We start from the raw sequence: 23,558 nt of genomic DNA, 5'->3' as shown, positions 1-23,558 counted from the left end.
CTTCATCATACCCGTCATCCGGGCAACGCCACCTCCCAGCGTCCGCCCGGCCTGCATCCTCCCTCTACGAAAGCGCGCTCATGACCGTCCGTTACAAGCTTGGCTGCACCCTCACCTATGAGGTTCGCGAACCCACCGTGTTCATCTTCAACGTCGAAGTCGCCAAGCTGCAGCGCCACCACGACCTGGAGGAAACGCTTACGATCAGCCCCAAGGGCCCGCGCTGGACCTATACCGTGCCGGAGGAGCAGAACCGTTACTTCAAGATCGACGTCGCCCCCGGCCCACTGGAAATCAACTACGCCGCAGAAGTCACCCTGGACGTCTTCCGCGCCGATCCGGCCACGATCAACGAGACGCCGCTGTCGGAAATCCCGCTCGACATCATGCCGTTCCTCCTGCCCTCGCGCTTCGTCTCCTCGGACCGCCTTGCCGCCTTCGCCCTCCGCGAGTTCGGCTACCTGCCGAAGGGGCATGAGCGCGTGACGTCGATCTGCAACTGGATCTACAACAATATCGACTACCAGCGCGGCTCTTCCAACGGCCAGACGACGGCGGATGAAAGCCTGCTGCTGCGCGCCGGCGTCTGCCGCGATTTCTCCCATATCGGCATCGCCTTCTGCCGGGCCCTCGGCATCCCCGCCCGCTTCGTCAGCTGCTATGCCTACGGCCTGCGTCCCTCCGATTTCCATGCCGTCTTCGAAGCCTATCTCGACGGCCGCTGGTGGCTGTTCGATGCGACGCGCCAGGCCAATCTCGATGGCCTCGTGCGCATCGGCGTCGGCCGCGATGCAGCCGAGATCGCCTTCTGCACGCCCTTCGGTCTCATGGACCCCGGCGCCGTCGACATCACCATCGAGCATGCAGACGGCTCGCCCGAGCAGCCCGGCCGCACGATCGACGCCATCTCGACGGACGACCGCATCGAGATCGCCGAAATCGAGCAGGACGCCGCCTGAAGACGGCAGCGCAGACCGCTTGTTGACGGAGATACGAAAGGGCACCCTGCTTTTCCGCGGAGGTGCCCTTTTTCCATGCGCTTTGCCCTTTTCATCGGCTGCGGGAACGCCTATATCCATCCTGCCGTCGTAAGGCGGATATGGCAATAAACTGTCGGTGTAATAAACCTATTGGACCCGGGGGCGGTACCCGGCGCCTCCACCAAAAACCGGCCCGAAGATGTTCTGGAAACAGAGCGTCCGAACGGCGAAAGCTCTAAAGGCCGGCTTTTGATGGGGGCGAAATAGGATCGACAAGGGCGTAAAGATCGAACTTTTGCTCGGCATTGTACCACCGTTATCGGGCTTAACAGTAGTTGCAAACGACAACTATGCGGAAGCTCGTCTCGCTGCTTAATCGCGGTGTGACACTTCAAATCAAGTCCTTCCGGTTCGCACCGTAAGGCGGGGTTCGGAGGTACCTGGCAACAGAAACCTCCACTTCTCCCCACAGGACTGCAAGTACCCGAAGCCATGTGATGGACGCATGGGCGGCGATGCCAATTCCCGACCTCCGACCGCTGCGCCTTGAAATCGTCCATCAATAGTGCAAATGGTTTCGTGAACGACGCGCGGTCGGTCGCCGTTCGCGCGGCACATGGCAGTGCACACAGAAACAGCTAGACAAGACGGGGATCCGATGGGCCAGGACCATATCCGCTACGACATTCTCGCACAGGACGCGCTGCGTGGCGTTATCCGCAAGGTTCTGAGCGAAGTTGCAGCGACAGGTCACCTTCCGGGCGATCACCACTTCTTCATCACCTTTCTGACTGGCGCGCCCGGCGTGCGCATCTCCCAGCATCTCAAATCCAAATATGCCGAGCAGATGACCATCGTCGTGCAGCACCAGTTCTGGGAGCTGAAGGTCACGGAATCGCTGTTCGAAATCGGCCTCTCCTTCTCCGACACACCGGAAAAGCTAGTCATTCCGTTCAACGCGATTCGCGGTTTCTATGACCCCTCGGTGAATTTCGAACTGGAATTCGACGTGGCCGTTGCCGAAGACGAGGATGCCGAAACCGAAACCGCCGAGATCACTGCCTATCCCGGCGTGACCGTGGAGCGCCCGAGCGTAACCGTCGATGGCGACGGAGAGGCGGAAGCCGAAGCACCGAAGGCCGAAGACGGCAAGGCCGGCGCTTCCGTTGTGTCCCTCGACGCCTTCCGCAAGAAGAACTGACGCATCATGACGGGCGACGTCGTCAATCTGCGCCAGTTTCGCAAGCAGAAGACCCGCGCAAATGATGAGAAGACCGCGGAACAGAACCGTATCACCTTCGGCCGCACTAAGTCCGAGAAGACGCTGACGAAAGCGCTGAACGAGACGGCCGAGCGTCGGCTGGACCAGGGTCGGCGGGAGACGCCGTCCGAGACCGGCATGCAGGACAAGAACGGGCAGGACAAGGATTGATCCGCTCCAAGCCGATCGGCTGGCGCTACGCGACATGCGCGGCGGCTCGAACGCCCAAACGGCCGCACCGGCCATGCTGAAGAAACACTCCGCCACCCTCCATGGCCATCGCACGAGCTTTTCACTGGAAGACGTCTTCTGGCAGGAACTGAAAGCCATTGCTGCCGCCCGAGCCGTTCCCCTTGCGCGGCTCATCGCCGAGATCGACGATGCCCGCCCGGCCGACAGCAACCTGTCCTCTGCGCTTCGGGTGCACGTGCTCGCCTGGGTCAAGTCGCAGGGTGCGGACTCATCGGCGCCCGATAGGAACGACGCGGGACAGGCTTGAGGCCTGGTATCCGAATCGTTTTCAGGAGTCCGGTGAAGGCAGCGCTCTTAGCATTATGTCGCCAAGACCTCTCCTGCCGTCAGAGACGGTCGGAAGACCACACGTTTCTGCGCGCCTGATTATTGCGGCGTTACGCCCGGCAATGTCTGAAAGTTCAGCCTGTCCGGTATCGCCCCCGGCGCCGGCAGAGTGCCACCACGCTCCACCTGTTCGCCGGGATCGACCGGCATCAGGCGTCGCTGGCGCTCCTGTTCCGCGGCCCGTGCGGCATCGCGGGCGTCTGCGGCGGCCTTCTTCTCCGCGGCCATGCGTTCTGCCTGCTCAGCCCACTGGTCGGCGATGGCCTTCGCCTCCGCTGCGGCCTTGGCGGCGGCAGCCGCGCGCGCCTCGGCTTCCGCCTTCTGCCGCGCTGCTTCCTCAAGCGCGAGTGCACGGCGCCGTTGCTCTTCCGCAGCTCTCACGCGGTCGGCCTCGCGCTCCTCGGCACGCGCCTTGTAGAGAGCGGCCTCCCGGCGCAGGCGCTGCTTTTCCAGTACATTGGCCTGAAGGATCTCCACCCGCCGCCGTTCGCGCTCGAAGGCACGGAGCGACAGGAAGCTCGCGAGTTCCCCGGTCTGCAACTGGAAGCCCGGCGCGTCCAGCGCGCCCTTATAGGACAATTCGACCTTGGGCTCGGCACCGGCAACGGTCTGGTCGCCGACATTGAAGACGACATGCAGGGCGGCATTCAGCGTCTGGTCGGGCAGCGACACCTCGGCATCACCGGTCACCGTCGCACCATCGACCTTGGACGTCACGTTCTGCGCGCGCAGCGTGCCTCCGGCGATGCTGAACGGCACCTTGACCGTGCCGAGGGCAGCGTCGCCGGAAAGAATCGCCGGACGGGCGATCGGCTCGACAGCCGCGGGCGTAATCTCGCCTTCGAGCCGGTCGGCTCCGGCAAGAATAGTGGGAAGCGCGCCGACATTGAGGCCGCGCACGGTGAGATCGGAAAGGTTGACGGCACCGGACCCGCTGGCCGACTCCGCCATGCCCTTTGCGGTTTTGCCCGAAGCCTCCAGCGCCAGCGACAGATCGAAACGGCCATTAGCAACGGAGGCGCCGGAGGTCTTCCACGCCGCCGCAGACAGATCACCACCGGCAAGATCGAGCCGCGCCTGAAGAAAGCCCGACCCGCTGCCATTGCCCAGCAGCATGCGGCCCGACATCTTGCCGCCCAGCCATTCGCCGGCGGCATCCGTGATTTCGAGCTGGTCGCCCTTCCAGACGGCCTTGCCGATCATGTTGGAAATGGCGCCATAGACGCCGGGCCAGACCTGCTTGGCGGTGAGATCCAGCGCAACATCGTATCCATTCCAGGCAACGGGCGCGACCGGAGATGTCGCGAGCGTCCCCTCGAGCGGATCCTGCACCGGCCCGAGCAGGCCTTCGGCCGCCCAGGCGAAATCGAGCGTATCCAAAGCCAGCTGACCGGTGGCCTTGCCGGGCACGATGCGATCAAAGGCGATCTGCCCGCTGAAGCCGTTCCGGTCGGCCTTGCCCTCCACGCCGGAAAGCGTCACCGCCTCCGGCGTCACGGTCACGTCGCTCTTCAGGCTCAGTGGCAGGCCCGTTCCCGTTTGCGGCAGGGCGATGCCCTGCACCAGCAGAAAGGGCTCGAAATCCTGGCTTTCCAGCGTCATCTTGGTCTGACCGCTGAGGAAACGATCCCGCGACAGGTCGATCTCGCCGCTGGCGTTCAGCGCCGTCTTTTCGGTCGTGAAACTCAACGTGCCGTTCGCCCTATCGCCCTCCGTGCTCTGAAGCTTGATGGACAGGAGCCCGTTGGCATCCGTGTCGAACGGCAGCGGATCGAAACCCGCCTGTCCGAGCAGCACGAGGCTCGACGGGTTCTCAAGCGTCGCCTCGAGGAAGATGCCCTGCCCCGCAAGCGCCTGCGCGATCGTCGGCGCCTGATAGTTCGCGGCGACGCGGCTGCCGCCGGCCGTGCCGACGATTCCGAAGGTCACCGGCGCATCGCCCTCGCGGCTGCCCGCCGTCAGCGTCACGTCCAGCGCCGCATCATTGTAGTAGCCGCCGCTGCGGGCGAGCCGCGTGAGGATGGGATGGGCCGACGCGTGCCGCTCGACCATCTGGAAGAAGGAGGTCATGTCCGGCGCGGCGATCTTCATCTTGGCCGAGACGATCGGTGCAGTAAGCGTGCCGCCCATGCGCCCGGAGGCCGCCAGCTGTGCACCGGCAATGCTGCCGATCGATGCGCGCTCGGCCTGCACCTGACCGTTCTTGAGCGTCGCCACCAGCTGCACGTCCCGCGCTTCCTCGCCGAAGGCCAGCAGCGTGTCGGCGGAGATATCGGCGGCGATCGTGTGCGACAGCAGCGTTTCGTAGGAGGCATCGCCTGCCACAAGCCCGGTGAGCGCCTGCAAGGCTTCGAGATCGATCCGGTTGCCCTTCAGTTGCAGGGAGAGCGTCGGCGGCACACCGTTCAGCGCCTGCCGCTCCACGCGCCCGTTCAGCGTCGCCGGCCCCACCGCCACTTCCAGGCGCTCGAACTGTTGCAGCGTGTCCGTCAGGTTGACGGTTGCGGAAAAGCCGGCCGTGCGAAGCCGGCGGATCGCGGGATCGACTGAGCCGGCGAGCCAGGAGGCGAGCCCCGACGGCTGGTTGGACGCCACCAGAAGGTCGCCCCGGAAGGCGCGCTGGCCGGACAGGTTGAGCCGGCCCTTGGCTTCGAGCTGCGTTCGGCCGGGGAACTGCGCCACCGCATTGTCGATCATCCAGCCCGCACCATCGGGACGAAGATCGAGCCGCACGTCGCGCACCGTGGTGTCGCCAATGACGATGGCGGGAAGCTTGAGGCTTGCGCGGCCCGGCACCTGCGGAATGGGGATATTGGCGATGATCTCCATCATGGCGGAAAGCCGCTGGCGGATGGAGATCGCGGGATCACGCCCGGTCTTGCCGGCAGCACCCGGCTTGCCGCCGATGCGGCTGACGTCGATCTGCTGTCCATCGGCCAGAAGCAGGAATTCCGGTGTCTTGCCGGTGTCGAGCGTCGCCTCGCCGGTCACCAGATAGGGATCGTCCCGCGGGCCGACCTCGACGCGGTAGTCCGGCACGCGAATCCGGTCATTGGTCAGTTCGAACTGTCCGTTGATTCTAAGCGCCGCCGCATCGTCCTCGCGCTTCGGGGCATCGGCGGGTCGGTTCTCTGTCATGGTGAACTTGCCCTGATAGACCGGGCGAAATTCGACGATCTTCAACTCGCCGTCGAGATCGACGCCGAACGGGCGCTTGTCGGGCGTCAGCCGCGCCCGCAACGGCAGCCCGCCGCCTTCCAGCGGCTCGCTGCTGGAGAAAGAAAAGCTGCCGGCCTCACCATCGAGCGCGGCGCGCCCTTCGACCTTCCAGGGTCCGGCAAGGGTGCGCGCGGAAAGATCGGCGTTCAACCCCGTTACTTCGCGCGTCCGCCCGGTCTGCTCATCGATGAACTCGATCTCGCCATCCGTGATCTCGACGTTTTCGAGCACCACGGTCTTTGCGGGAATGGCGGCGCGGCGACCCCGCGCCCAGTCGAGCGTACCATCCGGCAGAAGCCGCATCTTCGCCTTCGGCTTGTCCAGCCGCATATCGAAAATCAGTGCCTCACCGGACAGGAACGGTGCCAGCTCGGCATCCATGGAGAAATGCTCGACCTGCACCAAAGGCGCTCCGGCCTCGGTTTCGCCGATGCGGACGTCGTTGAGCGTCACGGAGGGAAAGGGGATCAGTCGCGCATCGACGCTGCCGTGCACGACGACCGGCTGCCCGATAATCCGCCCGGCTTCACGCTCGAAGTCCTTGCGGAAATCCGTCCAGTCGATGAACAGCGGCGCGATCAGCGCAGCAAACAGCGCGAGCACAAACAAACCGCCGACGATGACGAAAATACGCGAAAGCACCGAGCCTTACGTCCTGTCCGATCCTGCACGCAGCCCACAACGGGCTGGTGTAACCTCTTGGCCTTTGCCGCCCTGCACCCCGCGTCGTCAACGACGCCAGAATGCCGGCCGGCAGACATCAAATATCTGCCATCACTCCCTTGCGGGCGAGGCACCGCGCTGGCGATGCAGTAGCATGGCACGGCGACAAATTCTCGTTCATCCCATAAAAATCTTGCCCGGATTGAAGATTCCCACCGGGTCGATCGCGCGCTTGACCTGACGCATCAGATCCAGCGCATCGCCAAGCTCCGCCTCCAGGAACGGCATCTTCCCCTGCCCGATGCCGTGCTCTCCCGTGCAGGTTCCATCCATTGCAAGCGCCCGGGCATTCAACCGCTCCACGAACGCTTCCGCCCGATCGACATAGGCCGGATCCTTGTCGTCGAACAGGAGGCCGACATGAAAGTTTCCGTCGCCGGCATGGCCGACGATAGGCGCGATCAGGTCGTTTTCGCGAATGTCCTCCCGTGTCGCCTCGACGCAGTCCGCGAACCGTGAGATCGGCACGCAGACGTCGGTCGAGAGCATGGCGAAGTCCGGCCGCAACGCCTTCTGCGCCCAGTAGGCGTCGTGCCGCGCTTTCCAAAGCACCGCCCGCTCGTCGGCATTCGAGGTCCAGCTGAAATCACCGCCGCCGAACGTCTCGACGATCTCCGCGAATGCTGCCGATTGCATCGCCACGCTGTCCGCGCTGCCATGGAATTCAACGAAGAGTGTCGGCATCTCCGGCAGGTGCAGCCCGGAATAGGCGTTGCTCGCCTTCACCTGCGTCTCGTCCAGAAGCTCGATCCGCGCAACGGGAATACCAGACTGAATGGTAAGGATGACGGCGTTGCAAGCGGCACCAATATCCGGAAACGCGCAGACGCCGCCCGCGATCGTCTCGGGAATACCGTGCAGCCGAATAGTGACCGAGGTCAGGACGCCGAGCGTGCCTTCCGCACCGACGAACAGCCGCGTGAGGTCGTAGCCCGCCGAAGATTTGCGTGCCCGGTGCGCGGTCCGGATCTCGCGCCCGTCGGCGATGACAGCAGTGACCGCGAGAACGTTTTCCCGCATGGTGCCATATTGCACGGCATTGGTGCCAGAGGCGCGCGTCGATGCCATGCCGCCGATCGATGCATTGGCGCCGGGATCGATCGGGAAGAACAGGCCGGTCGCGCGCAACTCCCTGTTCAGCTCTTCTCGCGTGATGCCGGGTTCGACCGTGCAGTCGAGATCGCTTTCGTTGACGGAGAGAACGCGATTCATCCGGCTCATGTCGACGCTGATGCCGCCATGCGGCGCATTGACATGACCCTCGAGCGACGAGCCCGTTCCGAACGGGATCAGCGGCACGCGGTTTTCCCCGGCGATCCCGACGATCGCCTGAACCTCGGCACTGTTTTCAGGAAACACCACAGCGTCCGGCAGTTGCGCCGGGATATAGGTGGTCGTGTGGGCATGCTGCGCCCGGATCGCCTGACCCGTCTGCAAGCGTTCGCCGAACTGCGCCTTCAGCGCCGTTATCGCCACAACGATCCCCGCTTCGTTGCGAACGCCCGACCTGATCGCCTTGAGAGCCATCGACCGCATCCTCCACCGCCGGCCCTTTACCTGCGGTCCTGCTGAAATATCAATGCCCTACTGTAGAATCCGGAATCACTTTGTCCAGCGCCTCCTTCGTCGCACGAGCGTTACCGCGCATTTTCGGAACGCATGGGACGCAAGCGCCACAGCTGCGCCGGTTCGAGACATCGGGCAGCGCGCCGGCCTATTCTGCCGCGCGCAGCCTCTCTTCCGGCTCGACCTCGTGCACGCCGTAGGCCGCGGCAAGCTCGCGCTGCAATCGCCGCTCCTCGTCTACCTGGGGCTTGGAGAAGCGGGCGATGGCGAGATAGGCGACCGGCGTCAGATACAGCGTGACCACGGTCGCAAGGCCGAGGCCGCCGACGAGAACCCAGCCGAGCGCAACACGGGCTTCGGCTCCTGCGCCGCTGGCGAGCACGAGCGGCACGGCACCGACGATGGTCGCGATCATCGTCATCATTACCGGACGAAGCCGGATGTTGGAAGCATTCTCGATCGCCTCGCGCAGACCCTGCCCGCGGTCGCGAAGCTGGTTGGCGAACTCGACGATCAGGATGCCGTTCTTCGCCATGATGCCGACCAGTAGCACGAGCCCGATCTGGCTGTAGATATTCAACGAGTTGCCCGTGAGGACCATCGCGAACACAGCGCAGGCGAGCCCGAGCGGCACCGTGGACATGATGACGAGGCCGCTGATCAGGCTTTCGAACTGGGCCGCCAGCACGAGGAAGATGATGATGATGGCAAAGCCGAAGGTGACGAACAGCGCGCCGGAGTTCTCGTTGAGCGTCGCGGCTTCCGCCAGCGGCACCACGCGGGAGCCGGTCGGCAGCAACGGCTTGGCAACCTGCTCGGCATAGGCCAGAGCCTCGCCAAGGCCCGTGCCGGGCGCTAGGCCCGCCGAGAGCGACACGGCGCGCAACTGCGATTCGCGCGACAGCTGCGGCGCGACGGCCTGCTCCTTCACGGTGGCGATGGACGACATCGGCACGATCTTGCCGTCCCCGGTCTTCAGAAACAGGTTTTCGAGGTCGGTCGGGTCGTTGACGGGATTGGTGGTCGAGAGCAGCTTGACCGGATAGGCCTCCCCTTCGACATAGACGTCGATGACGTTGTTGCCGTCGAGCATGGCCTGCAGCGCCGCCGAAAGGCCATTGATATCGATGCCGAGATCGGACGCGCGCTCCCGGTCGATGGTCACGGACAGCTGCGCCTGGTTCGCCTCGTAGTTCAGACGCACGTTTTCGAAGCGACCGCTATCCTCCATTTGCCGCACCAGCTGGGCGGCGGCGTCGCCGAGCGCCTTGTAGTCGTTGCCGACCAGTGCGAGCTGCAGGCCGTTGCCGGCGCCGCGAATGCCGAGGCTGTTCGGCTGCACCGGGAAGACCCGGATCGAGGGGATCTCGGCGGACAGGCGTGAGATCTCGCGCGAAATCTGCTGCTGCGTCCGTTCGCGATCACCCCAGGATGAGAGCGACAGGACCATGAAGCCATTGTTGACCGAACCGCCCTGCCCCGAAATGGAATAGACATTGGCGATCTCGCCGGCCTTCACCATCGGCTGCAGCGCATCCTCCACCCGGCGCATCTGCGCCTGCGTGTAATCAAGCGAGACACCCTGCGGCGCCTGCATGCGCAGCAGGATGCGCGCCCGGTCCTCCGTCGGCGTCAGTTCGGACGGCAGTGTCGTGAACGCGATGCCGCCGGCGATGACGACCATCACGGCGGCGAGACCCACGACGAGTGGCGAATCGAGACACGCCTTGAGCGAGCGCCTGTAACCACGGGCAAACATGCCGCCGATGCGGCCGAGGAACCCGCTATGGCCATGGCCGTCAGGCTGCGCCTTCAGCATGCGCGAGGCGAGCATGGGACAGAAGGTCAGCGCCACGAAGGCGGAGAGAATGATGGCAAACGCGAGGACGAAGCCGAACTCGCGGAAGAGACCACCCGTCTGCCCCGGCAGGAAGGACAGCGGAATAAAGACGGCCGCCAGCGTCGCCGTCGTCGCGATGACCGCGAAGAACACTTCGAGCGTGCCGAGAACGGCCGCCGCACGCGGTCCCATTCCCTCGCTTCGCCGTCGCACGATGTTCTCCAACACGACGATCGCGTCATCCACCACGAGGCCGGTGGCCAGCACGATCGCGAGCAGCGTCAGAATATTGATCGAGAAGCCGGCCATGTAGATGGCAGCGCAGGTGCCGATCAGCGCGATCGGCATGGTCAGCACCGGGATCAGCGTCGCCCGCCAGTCGAGCAGGAACATATAAATCACCACCGTCACGATGATGACGGAGGCGACGAGCGCGATCTCGACTTCGTGGATGGCGCCCTGGATGAAGACGGCATCGTCGCTGGTAATAGTGAGCTCCGTGCCCGGCGGCAGGATCTTGCCGATCTCGGCCACCGTGGTCTTCACGCCGTTCGAAATATCGAGCGTGTTCGATTGCGCCTGCCGGATGATGCCGAGGCCGATACCCTGTTTGCCGCCGGAGCGGAGCGACGAGGTGCCGATATCCGGCCCCATCGTCACCGTCGCGACGTCGCCGAGCCGCACGTTCGGCCCGAGGATGACCTTCTCGAACTGTTCCGGCGTCTGCAGGTCCGCCGTCGCACGGACGGAGAGGTCCTGATTGGCGCTGGTCAGCGATCCCGCGGGAACGTCGAGCGAGGCGCTGGCCAGCGCCGTGCGCAGGTCGGCCACCGTCAGGCCGCGGGCAGCGAGCTTGCCCTGGTTGACGTCGATACGGAAGATCTTCTCCTGCTCGCCGTTCAGCTGGACATCGGCCACGCCTTCGACGGAGGCGAGCCGGTCGGTCACCTCGTTTTCGGCTAGCAGCGTCAGGTCTTCCATCGACAGCGTGTCGGAGGTGAGCGCGAGGCGCAGGATCGGCTGGCTGTCGGCATCCGCCTTCACGATCTGCGGCGCATCGGCACCATCGGGAAGATCGTTCGTCACCCGGCCGAGCGCATCGCGCACATCGTTGGACGCCTGCCCGATATCGGTCGTGTCTGAAAACTGGAGCGTCACCCGGCTCTGGGCATATTGCGATGTGGACGAGATGTCCTTGATGCCCTGCACGCGGGACACGGCGCCTTCGATCACCGAGGTCAGTTCCCGGTCGACCGTCTCGGGTGCCGCCCCCTCGAAGCGCGTATTGACGGACACGACCGGCTGGTCGACCTCCGGCAATTCGCGGATCTCGACGCCGTTCAGCGCCGCAAGGCCTGCGACGATGATCAGCGTATTGACCACCAGCGCAAGGATCGGCCGTCGGATGAAAAGGGCAGTAAACCCCGCAGACCCGCCCGCCCCTGTCTTGTGGGGGCCGCTCATCGCGCGGCCTCCGCGCCCGTTACCACGGGTTGCGCGCTCGAAACCTTCTGCTCGCCCGCATCACCTACAGCGCCCGCCGACGCATTGGCAACCTTGACCTCGCCTCCGTCCCTCAGCCGCTGCACGCCCTCGGTCGCCACCATGTCGCCCTTTTCGAGCTTGGCATCCACCAGCACCTTGTCGGAGTTGCGCTGGATGATCGTCACCGGCACGCGCTCCGCCTTACTGTCCACCACGCGCCAGACATAGGAGCCGTCGGCGCTCCACTGCACCGCGAGCGGATTGACGGTGGGATAGCTGTCGCCGGGGAAGCGGACGTTGACCGAAAAGGACATGCCGGCCCGCAGGCTGTCGTCCGGATTGTCGAGGCGCGCTCGCACGCGCAGCGTTCGGCTGGCCTGGTCGATCCGGTTGTCGATGGCGTGGATGGCACCGGTCAGCTGACGCGTCACCTGCGCCACGGCAACCGCCGAGACCTCCTGACCGACCTTTATACTGTTGGCGAACCGTTCGGGAACCCAGAAATCGACGAGGATCTGCGACCGGTCATCTACCACGGCAATCGGCGTCGAGGTGGTGACATAATCGCCGGGATTGACGGTGATGATGCCGACGATGCCCTTGGACGGAGCGACGATGTCGCGCCGCGTCAGATCGAGTTCGGCGGTCTTCAGCGCCAACTCGGCGGCCTGCTCGGCGAACTCGGCCTCGCGCAGCGTGGCGATCGAAACCGCATTGCCGAGGCGGCGGTTGCGCTCCACCTTGTCGCGGGCAGCGTCCAGCAGCACCTTGGCTTGTGCGACGGCGAGCACTTGCTCGTCGCTGTCGAGCTTGGCGATCACCTGCCCCTGCTCGATTCGCTCGCCGGACTTCACCAGCACTTCCGTGAGATTGCCGGTGGAAAGCGGCGTGACGGTCACCGAGAGGATGGCCTCACCATTGCCGATGGCGTTCAGCCGATCGTTGACGAGCGCGGTTCCCGCAGCCTCAGTGACGACGAGCGGCGTCTGGTTGCCGGCCGCTGCCCGCTGCGTTCCGCTCTGTCCGCCCCGTCCCTGTCCCTGCACCTTGTCGCCGGATGCAGCCGACGGCGCGACCAGTGCGACGACGCTGCCGGGCACGCCGGCGGACACGAGCATCGGCCCGGCGGACGGCACGAAGCGCACCCAGGCGGCGAGGCCGACGAGGAGAATGGCGAGGCTGACGGCCAGCTGTTTCCAGATCTGCATGCAGGTCTCCGACGTGGGCATTCCCGACAGGGACGGTTCAGATGAGCGGAATGCGACGGTTTGTCCCAAAGTACCGGGCAGTCCGCATCTCACGCAATCCCGCAAGCTCATCATTACGCAATTGTAATGATGATGGATTTCCCCGGTTCAGGAGATCGCCGCCTTTCTGCCCGGGGAATAAAAGAAGAACGCAATTCTGGCCTTTCGGACCCGAATCACTACATTGAACCGCATGAGCAACGGTTTCGACGACATCCCCTTCTTCGACGAAGAGCCCGCACGCGCGCCCGCGAGAGGCGAACGCCGAGGCGCTGACCCGGTAGATGCGCCCGTTGGTGCACGCGATGGGCGTCCCGGGCAGGATCAAGGCAACGCCCCGGCACAAGGACCTTCGGGTCTTGCAGCCCGCGCCATGGCTGCTCGCGACCGCGATCGTGCGCCGGATTATCTCTCGGGCCTCAACCCGGAGCAGCGCCTTGCCGTGGAAACGCTGGATGGCCCCGTGCTCGTGCTGGCCGGTGCCGGCACCGGCAAGACGCGCGTCCTCACCACGCGCATCGCGCATATCATGGCGACCGGCCGCGCCTATCCGAGCCAGATCCTCGCCGTCACCTTCACCAACAAGGCGGCGCGCGAGATGAAGGAGCGCATCGGCGTTCTGGTCGGCGGCGCGGTCGAGGGCATGCCCTGGCTCGGCACATTCCACTCCATCGGCGTCAAACTGCTGCGACGTCATGCGGAGCTTGCCGGCATCCGCTCAGACTTCACCATTCTCGACACGGACGACGTCACCCGCCTGATCAAGCAGATCCTGCAGGCCGAGTCCATCGACGACAAGCGCTGGCCGGCCAAGCAGTTCGCCCAGCTGATCGACGGCTGGAAGAACAAGGGCCTGACGCCCGCCGATATCCCGGAAGGCGACGCGCGCGCGTTCAGCAATGGCAAGGGCCGCGACCTCTACGCCGCCTATCAGGCACGCCTGCGCACGCTGAACGCCTGCGACTTCGGCGACCTGCTGCTCCACCCCATCGCCATCTTCCGCAAGCATCCCGACCTGCTGCGCGAATATCACGGCCGCTTTCGCTATATTCTCGTGGACGAGTATCAGGACACCAATACCGCTCAATACATGTGGCTGCGGCTTCTGGCCCAGCGACCGAGCCCCGCGAAGGGGGAGCCGCGCACGGCGGACAATACCGTTAATATCTGCTGCGTCGGCGACGACGACCAGTCAATCTATGGCTGGCGCGGTGCGGAGGTGGACAACATCCTCCGCTTCGACAAGGACTTCCCGGGCGCGGTTGTCATTAAGCTGGAGCGGAACTACCGCTCGACCGCCCATATCCTTGCCACTGCCGGCCATCTGATCGCGCACAATGAAGGTCGTCTCGGCAAGACGCTCTTCACCGATCGGCACGACCCCGAGGACCAGAAGGTCCAGGTTCACGCAGCCTGGGATTCGGAAGAGGAAGCGCGTGCCGTCGGCGAGGAAATCGAGCAACTCCAGCGCGACAAGCACAAGCTGAACGACATGGCGATCCTCGTGCGCGCCTCCTTCCAGATGCGCGAGTTCGAAGATCGCTTCGTCACGCTCGGCCTCAACTACCGCGTCATCGGCGGCCCGCGCTTCTACGAGCGCATGGAGATCCGCGATGCGATGGCCTATTTCCGGCTCGTCTGCCAGGATGCCGACGATCTCGCCTTCGAGCGCATCGTCAACACGCCGAAGCGCGGCCTCGGCGACACCACCATCCGCCTGCTGCACGACTATGCCCGCGCCCGCGATATCCCGATGCTCGCGGCAGCCGCCGATATCATCGAGACCGACGAGGTGAAGGCCAAGGCCCGCAAGTCGCTGTTCGACGTCGTCACCATGGTGCGCCGCTGGCAGGGGCTGCTGGAAAACACGCCGCATACCGAGCTTGCCGAAATCATCCTCGAGGAATCCGGCTACACCGACATGTGGAAGGTCGACAAGACGGCGGAAGCGCCGGGTCGGCTCGAAAACCTGAAGGAACTCGTGCGCTCTATGGAAGCGTTCGAGAGCATGCGCGGTTTCCTCGAACACGTGTCGCTGGTCATGGATGCCGAGCAGAACGAGAACCTCGACGCCGTCAACATCATGACGCTGCACTCCGCCAAGGGACTGGAATTCGAAACGGTGTTTCTCCCCGGCTGGGAGGAAGGCCTGTTTCCGCATCAGCGCTCGCTGGACGAAGGCGGCCGCTCGGGGCTGGAGGAAGAACGGCGCCTCGCCTATGTCGGCCTCACCCGCGCCAAGCGTCGCTGCCACCTCTGGTTCGTCTCCAACCGCCGCATCCACGGCCTCTGGCAATCGACCATCCCCTCGCGTTTCATCGAGGAATTGCCGGTCGATCACGTCGAAGTGGCCGAGATGGAGCAGTCCTATGGCGGCTACGGGCGCGGCGGTTATGGCCAATCCCGTTTCGACAAGCAGGAGCCGTTCCAGAACACCTATGCGACACCGGGCTGGAAGCGCGCGCAGGCCAACAAGACCGATGCGACCCGCGACAACTGGGGCAACCGCTCCGGCGTCGCCATCGACCGCATCGGCTATGGCGAAAGCGGCCCCAAGGCCCGCACCATCGAGGGCGAACTGACCGTCCGCTCGACGGTCGAAACCCCGTCGAAATTCGGCGTCGGCGACCGCGTGTTCCACATCAAGTTCGGCAACGGCAATATCGCGGGTATAGAGGGCAACAAACTCACCATCGATTTCGACCGTGCCGGCCAGAAACGCGTTCTGGACGGTTTCGTCGAGAAGGTGTGAGATCCTAGCGTTTGACCGCCAGCCAGATCACATGACGTGCCCCGCCACGCTTGCCATTGGCCCGCGTGGAGACCGCCTCGGCCTCGAACCCTGAATCTTTCAGCCGACGCGTGAAACGCGGATCCGGCCCGGAGGACCAGACGGCCAGCACGCCACCCGGTCGAAGCGCCGATTGCGCCGCCCGCAGGCCCTGATGGTCGTAGAGGCTGTCGTTGGAGGCACGGGTCAGCCCATCGGGACCATTGTCGACATCGAGCAGGATCGCATCATAGGCCGAACGCGCGGCCGCGATGCACGCACCGACATCACCTTCGTAGATCGTCACCCTGGGATCGTCGAGACAGCCCTTGAACACGCTCGCCATCGGCCCCCGCGCCCATCGCACAACGGCGGGCACCAGTTCGGCCACGACAACCTCGGCATCTCCAGGCAGGATCGCAAGCGCGGCGCGCAGCGTGAACCCCATGCCGAGCCCGCCGATAAGGAAGGCGGGACGCGGACGATCGCCGATCTTCTCGCGTGCGAGAGACGCCAGCGCCTCTTCCGAACCGCTGAGCCGGCTGTTCATCAGCTCGTTACTGCCGAGCATGATCGAAAATTCCTGGCCCCGGCTCTTCAGCCGCAACTGCCCGCCACCGCCGGGAATATCGGCCGTGTCGATCTCGATCCAAGGAAGCATCGCTTAAGTCCCGCAGAAACGCCTGCCTGAAAGGCTCCGGCGTGGTGGTTGTGAAGAAACAAGGCCCTCTCTGGCTTACCAGCCATCTCCCCCACAAGGGGGGAGAAGACTTGTGGCCACCGCCCCACTCCCATCAGCAAGGTAGCGGGGCGTTGCTCCGAGTCTTCTCCCCCTTGTGGGGGAGATGGCCGGCAGGCCAGAGAGGGTTTTTCTGTCTTTACACCAACCTCACCCGTTGCGCGAGAAGAGCGAAGCGAGCGTCTTTGCAGGCTTGGAGAAGCCGCCCTTCATGCTCCTGACGATAACCATCTGGGTCACCTCGCCGCGCTTGAAGGCTTTGAGGAAGCGGGGATAGTCGGCAAAGGCGACGCAGCCATGGCTGTCGCCGCGGTTGCGCAAAAGATAGCTGTGCGCCAGAAGACCGACGCGGCCATGCGGTGCGACCCCGTCGATCGGCGTCAGGCGAACAGCTTCCACGCCATGAAACAACGCTTCGCGCATGGTCACCTTGTAGGTGCCGGGCGGTGTCGGGCCCTTCATCGGAATGTGCACGGCATCGGGATTATCGCGCAGCTTGCCGATCCCGGAATGCGCTTCCAGCCTCTCGCCGTTCGGCATATGCACGACGCCGGCCGAGATATCGTAATAGGCGACGCCCTTGCGGTTGCCGAACAGCGGCTTACGCGGCGCCATGGACGGCTCGTCGTCATCCATGTCGATCGCCGCGTTCGGCTTGGCATAGGCCAGCTGCACCGGCGGCTTGCGAGGGCGCTCACTCGCGGTCAGCGCGTCGTCCGCCTCGATCGTAATCCCCGGACGGGATAGCGGGAGCGGTCCGAGATCAGGCAGATGCTCCGTCGTCTCATCGTCATTGAGAACAAGGCTGAAGGGCTTGGGCAGCGATCCGGTCGGCCGGGCATCCGACTCCAGCATCGCATTCTCGCGCAAGGGAACGGCGACATCCGCGCGCGCGTCGAGCGAGGCGACCTGAACAGGGGCTGCCGTCGCGGCAGGTGTTGCCGGCTTGGGCGGCAGGGCGGCGAGAACGATGCGGTGGACGGTGCTGGCGGATGCCATCTGCGGCTGCGTCTTGGCTGCGGCAACGGCGACGACCGGCGTCTTCACGAGACGCGAGAATTTCGCCACATGCACCGTCCGCTCGCCCACCGGGCCGCGGGGAATGGCGTTGAGTCCAAGCGAGGTCTGGAATGTCGGGCGCCCGCCGGTCGCGAGATCGCCGGCAACGCCATGCATCGTGAGGATGGTGGCCATGAGCCAGCCGACGCCGGCAAGGCCGACGCCTGCGGCGAGAACGGCAGGAAAGAGACGCGAGCGCTGCGTTTTGGCAGGGCCGGCTTTATGCGGCGAAGGGGACTGCTGGCGGAGGGGGCGCGTCTGCGAACGCGTATCGACCTGTCGAACATTCTCAATCGCTAGCGCCATGGAACTCTTTACCCAAATTGGTTACGCAATCCGAAAACAGCACTACGCACTGTCGTCGAAGCCGGCCGTTTGGGTCGCCTGGCGCTGAAGTTGCGCGCTCCCTAGAACACTGCGGCTAGGCGAAAGAATGGCGAAACATGGTAACCATTTCCTTTACGAGCATCCCGAAATCTGAGGATTGTCAAAAATGAAGAAGCCGCAGGGCATGCCCGCGGCTTCGCGAAAGACGGAAAACGGACGCCACACGGCACCACCGCGCAGCGCTCGTTGCTTCAGCTCCAGGGGTGACGCGGCGGATTGAGACCGTTCAGATAAAAATTGCCGACATGGAAGAACTTCCAGCGCACCGGGTCATGCAGCGTGTGCGCACGGGCGTTGCGCCAATGACGGTCGAGATCGTATTTCGCCAGCGTCGATCGCGTCCCCGACAGTTCGAAGAGCTTGTTCGTCGCGAGAATGGCGATCTCCGTCGTCAGAACTTTCGCCTCCGCGGTTTTCACCGTCGCATCGGCAATCACCTCTTCTGTCGGGTTCTCATACCCCGCATCGATCGCATCGCCGGCGATCGCCAGCAGGGCTTCGGCGGCGTGCAGCCTGATCTTGAGGTCGCCGATAGCGGCAATCGTGAAGGGATCTTCGCCGGCCGTTTCCTTACCGCTGTCCACCCAGGGCCGACTATGCGTCTTGACGAAGGCAATCGTTGCATCGATGGCCCCTCGTGCGATTCCGGCGTCGATGGCCGCCTGAATAATCTGCGAAACGGGGCCGGCGATCGTCGGACGATCAAAAGCAGCAATCGGCAGGAGACGATGTTTCGGAACGCGGACATTCTCGATCTTGACGGAACCCGAGGCCGTCGTTCGCTGACCGAAGCTCGACCAGTTGTTCGTGACCGTGATGCCGGGCGCCTCCCGGTCGGCGAAGACGAGGACCCCCTGGTCGTTCTCATCGACGGCCACGATGGGGATGATGTGCGACAGCAAGGCACCCGTCGTGTAAAATTTCTCGCCGTTGACGACCACATCGTCGCCGTCGCGGACGACCCGTGTCTCGAAAGCTGCGACGGTTTTGCTGTTCAGTTCGGAGAAGGCGTTGCCGAAGCGCAGGCCGGACAGAACCCAGGCGAAGAATTCTTTCTTCTGCTCGTCTGTGCCGTCGAGATCGATATGACCTGTGATCGCGAGGTGATTTTGCGTGATCTGTGCGATGGACGGGTCGGCGGCGGCGAGAATGGCGATGACACGCGCCAGCGTCCGGTATGAAACGCCCGCTCCGCCATAGGCCTTGGGCACATTGATCCCCCAGAGGCCGCTTTGCGAATAGGCGTCGATCTCCGCGATCGGCAGCAGGCCCTCCCGGTCACGTAAAGCGGCGCCGACCGCAAACTGCGCAGCGAGCTGGTGAGCGACAGCAAGAGCCTCTTCGTCGCTGGCAATGACGTGCGCAGCCTGTGTCGGCCGCCCGCGCGGCGGAACAGGATCGCTGGAATTCACGCGCGGGTGCTGCGTGTAGTCGATAGACTGCGGTTCGATCACTCCCATAGGGGCGCTCCTTGTTGAAACAACGACAGAGTGCGGAGTAATCTATCTTTTATATAGAAATTATATATTAATATTGTCCTATGCGTGAGAAATCCCTACCCGATCGCCAATCTCCCGAATTGTCGTCGGAAGAGGACATACGCATGTCTTGGGAACAGCATATTCATCACCGACGGCTTGCATTGCATTCCCGGACGCTTATTTCGGCTGTGAACCCGTTCCGGAGATCTGCCGATGCCCTTGCCCAAAATCCGCCTCGCCGCCGCTGCCGCCCTGCTGAGCTTCGCCGCCCTTTCGGGGCCGGCCACGGCTGAAACCGTCGGCGAGGTCGGCGTGGACTGGACCGGTAACGATATCATCGTGGACGCCGTCAGCGATCCAAAGATTGAGGGCATCACCTGCCACGTGACCTATTTCGACCGCGGCGTCATCGATCGCCTGCGCAAGGGCAACTGGTTCGAAGACCCATCCAACAACTCCATCGCCTGCCGCCAGACCGGCCCCGTCGTCATCGACGACATCGACCTCTCGAAGGACGGCGAAGAGGTGTTCCGCTCGGGCCTCTCGCTGATCTGGAAGTCGCTGCAGGTCACCCGTATCTACGATCGGAAGAACAACACGCTGATCTATCTCGCGCATTCCCGCCAGGTCGTCGAAGGTTCGGCGAAGATGTCGATCTCGACCGTTCCCCTCTTCAACCAGCAGGTCACGTGGAAAAAGGGCGCGCCGCAATAAGGCCTGCGCCTTCAGCGAGAGCCGCGTCAGACCGCGTCTCGCTCAGAACCGTATCCGAGGTGACCACGGCAATGCCCGCCTTCGTCATCTCGTCGATCGCGGTGCGAACACCCTCTGGATCGATCCCCCGACTGGCATCCTCGATGAACCGGATCTGCGCCTCCGGCAGCATGGCCCGTGCGTCGAGCGCTGAAAATCTCACGCAGTAATCCGTCGCCAGTCCGCAGACATCGAGCCGCGTCACGCCGCGTGCGAGAAGAAGGTCGGAGAGTCCCGTCAGCGCCGTCTGATCGTTGTCGCGAAAGGCGGAGTAACTGTCGACGTTGCGGTCGAGGCCCTTGCGCTGGATCGTGTCGATACGGCTCTGGTCGAGATCCGGACGGAGGTCCGCGTCCTCTGTACCCTCGACGCAATGGTCCGGCCACAGCATCTGCGGTTGGCCGTTCAGCGTTCCCATCGTGAAGGGTGCAGCGCCCTCATGCTGCGAAGCGAAACTGCCGTGATCGGCCGGATGCCAGTCCTGCGACGCGACGATGAGATCGTAGCCGCCCTTGGCCATCAGCCGGTTGGCAACAGGCACGACGGCATCGCCACCGGGCACGGCAAGATGGCCGCCGGGGCAGAAGCCGTTCTGGATATCGACAAGCAAAAGGCATTTCATCGGCCGGGCGTCTCCCAAGACATGAGCTGTTGAGAAGAAGCATAGACCGGCCCTGCATGCCGGGCTAGCCCGGCATGCAGATGTCAGAATGGGAGACCTTCGACCAGGCCGGCCAATCAGGCCGCCTGAGCGAGTTCGTCGGCGATGACGGTGTCGAGGTTGAGGAAGCAGACCATGGTCTTTTCCAGCGCCACGATGCCGCGGCAGAAGGCGCGCTGGGCTTCAGGAATGATCTCCGGTGCCGACTGCAGGTCCTCGCTACGGATCGTCATCATGTCGGAAACCTGCTCGACCAGCAGGCCGACCAGCTTGCCGGCGATGTCGGTCACGATGATGGCCGAGCGTTCCGACGGTTCCGTCATGTTCATCCCGAGGCGGCAGGCCATGTCGATCACGGGGATGACGGCGCCGCGCAGGTTGATGAGGCCGAGCACGTAAGGCGGCGTGTGCGGCATCGGCGTGACCGGCGCCCAGCCGCGAATTTCGCGGATCGCCATGATGTCGATGCAGAATTCCTGGTTGCCGAGATGGAAGGACACGATTTCCATCGAGCTTCCCGACTGTTTGGAGGTGATGTTCATGATCAGAATTCTTCCCATTGATCGTTGGAGCTGGAGGTCGACGGCGTTGCGAACGCGCCGGAAAGCTTGCCCATGAGCGCCTTGGCGGGCGACGGCGCCGGGCGCGAATGGGCGGCAGCCGGCTTTATGGTCGCGGGACGGATGGCGATGGGGCTCTTGGCGGAGGACGAAGTCTTCGCCGCCGCAGGGCGATAGCCTGACGACGACGTCGTCGCTGTGCGCGGCGACGACGCCGATGCGTAGGACGCCGCGGCGCCACCGATGGCGAACTGGGCGATCAGGCTCGAAAGGCTCTCGGCATCCTGCGCCAGCGTATGGCTGGCAGCATTGGTCTCCTCGACCATGGCCGCATTCTGCTGCGTCATCTGGTCGAGCTGGCCGATGGCGATGTTGATCTCGGTTAGCCCCGTCGATTGCTCCCGGGCGGCAACCACGATGGTGCGCATATGCTCGTTGATCTGGTCGACGTCCGTACCGATGCGGCCGAGCGCTTCACCGGTTTCCTGCACCAGCCGCACACCGGTGCCGACCTCGGTCGAGGACCGGTTGACGAGACCCTTGATGTCCTTGGCGGCACCGGCCGCTCTCTGCGCCAGTTCGCGGACTTCCTGTGCGACGACGGCAAAGCCCTTGCCCGCCTCCCCGGCGCGCGCGGCTTCGACGCCGGCATTCAGGGCAAGAAGATTGGTCTGGAAGGCAATTTCGTCGATGACGTTGATGATCTTGCCGATCTCGGCAGATGCATCTTCGATGCGCGCCATGGCCGCCACGGCCTCGCCGACGATCCGGCCGGACTCCTCGGCATTGGCATGCGTGCGGCTGACCATCTGGCTTGCCTCTTCCGCTTTGTCCGTCGCGGTGCGAACGGTAACGGTGATCTGGTCGAGCGCGGCAGAGGTTTGCTCGAGGGAGGCCGCCTGCTTTTCGGTGCGTTTGGCAAGATCGTCCGCCGCAGACCGCATCTGGCGTCCGTTGGCCGTGATCGAGGCGCTGTTGTCGCGCATACCGGAGAGAACGTTGCGGAGCTTCTCGACAGCCTGGTTGAAATCGAGACGAAGTGATTCGAGATCGGCCCGGAACGGCGTGTCGATGGCGACCGTCAACTGGCCGTCCGCCAACTTGTTCAGCGCCTGACCGAGCGCGCTCACGGCGACCTGAACCTGGCGGGCATCTTCGGTGGCTGCAACTTCGCGCTGGCGACGATCGGTATCGTTGTGGCTGCGGCTGTCGGCGGCATCGCGCTCCAGCCGCTGCTTGTCGATGGCGTCGGTGCGGAAGCGATCGACGCAGCGCGCCATGTCGCCGATCTCATCGCTGCGCTCCACCGCGCCGACCGGCGTCGCATAATCGCCGCCATGAATGCGCTGCATGCTGTCGCGAACGCCGAGGATGCCGCGGCGCAGGATATTACCTTGAATTGTCAGAAGCCCGAGAACGACCACCATCGCACCGAGGCCGCAGACGAACTGCCAGACGAAGGCCGAGCGCGAAATCGCGCCCGCCTCTTCGACACGCATCTGTGTCATTGCCATGCCGGCTTCCGCAAGGCTCGCAAAACGTTCCGTGAGCTGCGACCCTGCCGTATCGATCCGGTCGTCGATGGCGTCGAACGCGGTCTGGTCGGCGCCGGCTTCGACAAGCACCTTCAGGTCCGTCTGGATGGACTGGTTTAGCTGCGATATCATCTCGGGAACCCCGGCACCCAGGTCGGGCTTGCCGACGGCGACGGCGAGACCCGCAACGTCACCGCTCGCGCTCTTGAGATCCGCCACTGCCGTATCGATTTCCTTCATACGATCCGGCGCGATGACCTTGTCGCCCTTGTCGACGATCGTGTCCATGGCCGCGAGCACGAGGTCGAGGCTGGTAACCCGAAGCTCGATGGCCCTGTTCTCGACGGACTTCGCGACGCTCGCTTCGGCGAGAACACGCTCGACCTGCTGTTGCTCGTACCATCCCGTGGCGAGAATCGCGCTGATTCCGACGAAGGTAACGACGCCCAGTGTGGCAAGCCTCTGGCTGACGGTCAGGGATCTTTGGCGGGTCTCATGATGCATGATCGAGGTCCGGGATGGCGCGAATCGTGTCGCGCGCAGATGGAGGAGCAGCGTTCACAGATGGCGATGGCGGGAACGGCCGACCTCATGTCGACGCGCGGCAAGACCTGCACGGAAAAGAAGCATAACAGCGATGCGTTAAAGATCCGGTAAAGATAACAAACCTCGCCTCCCGCATCTGACGCAGACAAAAACAGGCTATAAGCACC

The 23,558-nt window shown here is 64.0% G+C and carries 16 protein-coding genes and 1 other RNA gene; 7 read left to right on the top strand and 10 right to left on the bottom strand.

The window, feature by feature from the left end:
• Nucleotides 1-80 precede the first annotated feature (80 nt).
• The 5 genes from C8J33_RS02395 to C8J33_RS02375 all read left to right on the top strand — a co-directional run bounded on the left by C8J33_RS02395 (nt 81) and on the right by C8J33_RS02375 (nt 2,740).
• Nucleotides 81-959 carry a transglutaminase-like domain-containing protein gene (locus C8J33_RS02395; protein ID WP_092934351.1) on the top strand — a complete coding sequence of 293 codons (879 nt, stop codon included), beginning with the start codon at nt 81-83 and terminating at the stop codon, nt 957-959.
• Nucleotides 960-1,043: 84 nt separating this feature from the next.
• Nucleotides 1,044-1,441: a transfer-messenger RNA gene (gene ssrA, locus C8J33_RS02390) on the top strand.
• A gap of 197 nt (nt 1,442-1,638) precedes the next feature.
• On the top strand, nt 1,639-2,181 hold the full coding sequence (locus tag C8J33_RS02385) for an SspB family protein (protein WP_132662992.1): 543 nt from the start codon (nt 1,639-1,641) through the stop codon (nt 2,179-2,181).
• 6 nt (nt 2,182-2,187) lie between these two features.
• Nucleotides 2,188-2,412 carry a DUF4169 family protein gene (locus tag C8J33_RS02380; protein WP_132662991.1) on the top strand — a complete coding sequence of 75 codons (225 nt, stop codon included), beginning with the start codon at nt 2,188-2,190 and terminating at the stop codon, nt 2,410-2,412.
• Between the two features lie 73 nt (nt 2,413-2,485).
• Complete coding sequence (locus tag C8J33_RS02375) at nt 2,486-2,740, top strand: ribbon-helix-helix domain-containing protein (protein WP_132664420.1); 255 nt, start codon at nt 2,486-2,488, stop codon at nt 2,738-2,740.
• 119 nt (nt 2,741-2,859) lie between these two features.
• Here the strand turns inward: C8J33_RS02375 and C8J33_RS02370 are convergent, their stop codons facing one another.
• From C8J33_RS02370 to C8J33_RS02355, 4 genes are all read right to left on the bottom strand, one after another.
• The gene (locus C8J33_RS02370; protein ID WP_132662989.1) at nt 2,860-6,681 is read right to left on the bottom strand and encodes an AsmA family protein; all 3,822 of its coding nucleotides are present in this window, start codon (nt 6,679-6,681) and stop codon (nt 2,860-2,862) included.
• Between the two features lie 198 nt (nt 6,682-6,879).
• Complete coding sequence (locus C8J33_RS02365) at nt 6,880-8,289, bottom strand: FAD-binding oxidoreductase (RefSeq protein WP_132662987.1); 1,410 nt, start codon at nt 8,287-8,289, stop codon at nt 6,880-6,882.
• 187 nt (nt 8,290-8,476) lie between these two features.
• A complete protein-coding gene (locus tag C8J33_RS02360; RefSeq protein ID WP_132662985.1) occupies nt 8,477-11,632 on the bottom strand; it encodes an efflux RND transporter permease subunit in 3,156 nt (1,051 codons plus the stop codon).
• The gene (locus C8J33_RS02355; protein ID WP_132662984.1) at nt 11,629-12,861 is read right to left on the bottom strand and encodes an efflux RND transporter periplasmic adaptor subunit; all 1,233 of its coding nucleotides are present in this window, start codon (nt 12,859-12,861) and stop codon (nt 11,629-11,631) included. Before C8J33_RS02355 ends, C8J33_RS02360 begins: the two co-directional genes overlap by 4 nt.
• 232 nt (nt 12,862-13,093) lie before the next feature.
• On the opposite strand from C8J33_RS02355, the gene C8J33_RS02350 reads away from it, so the two are divergent.
• A complete protein-coding gene (locus C8J33_RS02350) occupies nt 13,094-15,652 on the top strand; it encodes a UvrD-helicase domain-containing protein (protein ID WP_132662982.1) in 2,559 nt (852 codons plus the stop codon).
• A gap of 4 nt (nt 15,653-15,656) precedes the next feature.
• On the opposite strand, the gene C8J33_RS02345 is transcribed toward C8J33_RS02350, so the two are convergent.
• The 3 genes from C8J33_RS02345 to C8J33_RS02335 form a co-directional block, all read right to left on the bottom strand.
• Entirely contained in the window at nt 15,657-16,331 is a 675-nt protein-coding gene (locus tag C8J33_RS02345) for a spermidine synthase (protein ID WP_132662980.1), read from the bottom strand.
• 228 nt (nt 16,332-16,559) lie between these two features.
• On the bottom strand, nt 16,560-17,774 hold the full coding sequence (locus C8J33_RS02340; RefSeq protein ID WP_132662979.1) for a DUF2778 domain-containing protein: 1,215 nt from the start codon (nt 17,772-17,774) through the stop codon (nt 16,560-16,562).
• 272 nt (nt 17,775-18,046) lie between these two features.
• A complete protein-coding gene (locus tag C8J33_RS02335; RefSeq protein ID WP_132447522.1) occupies nt 18,047-19,315 on the bottom strand; it encodes an SfnB family sulfur acquisition oxidoreductase in 1,269 nt (422 codons plus the stop codon).
• 234 nt (nt 19,316-19,549) lie between these two features.
• On the opposite strand from C8J33_RS02335, the gene C8J33_RS02330 reads away from it, so the two are divergent.
• Nucleotides 19,550-20,050 (top strand): CreA family protein, encoded by a 501-nt coding sequence (locus tag C8J33_RS02330; RefSeq protein ID WP_132662977.1) that lies wholly within the window; start codon nt 19,550-19,552, stop codon nt 20,048-20,050.
• Here C8J33_RS02330 and pncA read toward each other — a convergent pair.
• The 3 genes from pncA to C8J33_RS02315 all read right to left on the bottom strand — a co-directional run bounded on the left by pncA (nt 20,022) and on the right by C8J33_RS02315 (nt 23,349).
• On the bottom strand, nt 20,022-20,711 hold the full coding sequence (gene pncA, locus C8J33_RS02325) for a bifunctional nicotinamidase/pyrazinamidase (protein WP_132662975.1): 690 nt from the start codon (nt 20,709-20,711) through the stop codon (nt 20,022-20,024). The two genes, C8J33_RS02330 and pncA, sit on opposite strands and share 29 nt — an antisense overlap.
• 116 nt (nt 20,712-20,827) lie before the next feature.
• On the bottom strand, nt 20,828-21,292 hold the full coding sequence (locus tag C8J33_RS02320; RefSeq protein ID WP_092934375.1) for a chemotaxis protein CheW: 465 nt from the start codon (nt 21,290-21,292) through the stop codon (nt 20,828-20,830).
• Nucleotides 21,293-21,294: 2 nt separating this feature from the next.
• The gene (locus C8J33_RS02315) at nt 21,295-23,349 is read right to left on the bottom strand and encodes a methyl-accepting chemotaxis protein (RefSeq protein ID WP_132662974.1); all 2,055 of its coding nucleotides are present in this window, start codon (nt 23,347-23,349) and stop codon (nt 21,295-21,297) included.
• Nucleotides 23,350-23,558: the final 209 nt, after the last annotated feature.

The organism is Rhizobium sp. PP-CC-3G-465 (genome assembly GCF_004343445.1).
GTDB lineage: Bacteria > Pseudomonadota > Alphaproteobacteria > Rhizobiales > Rhizobiaceae > Ferranicluibacter > Ferranicluibacter rubi.
This window is presented reverse-complemented; position numbering and strand designations above follow the sequence as displayed.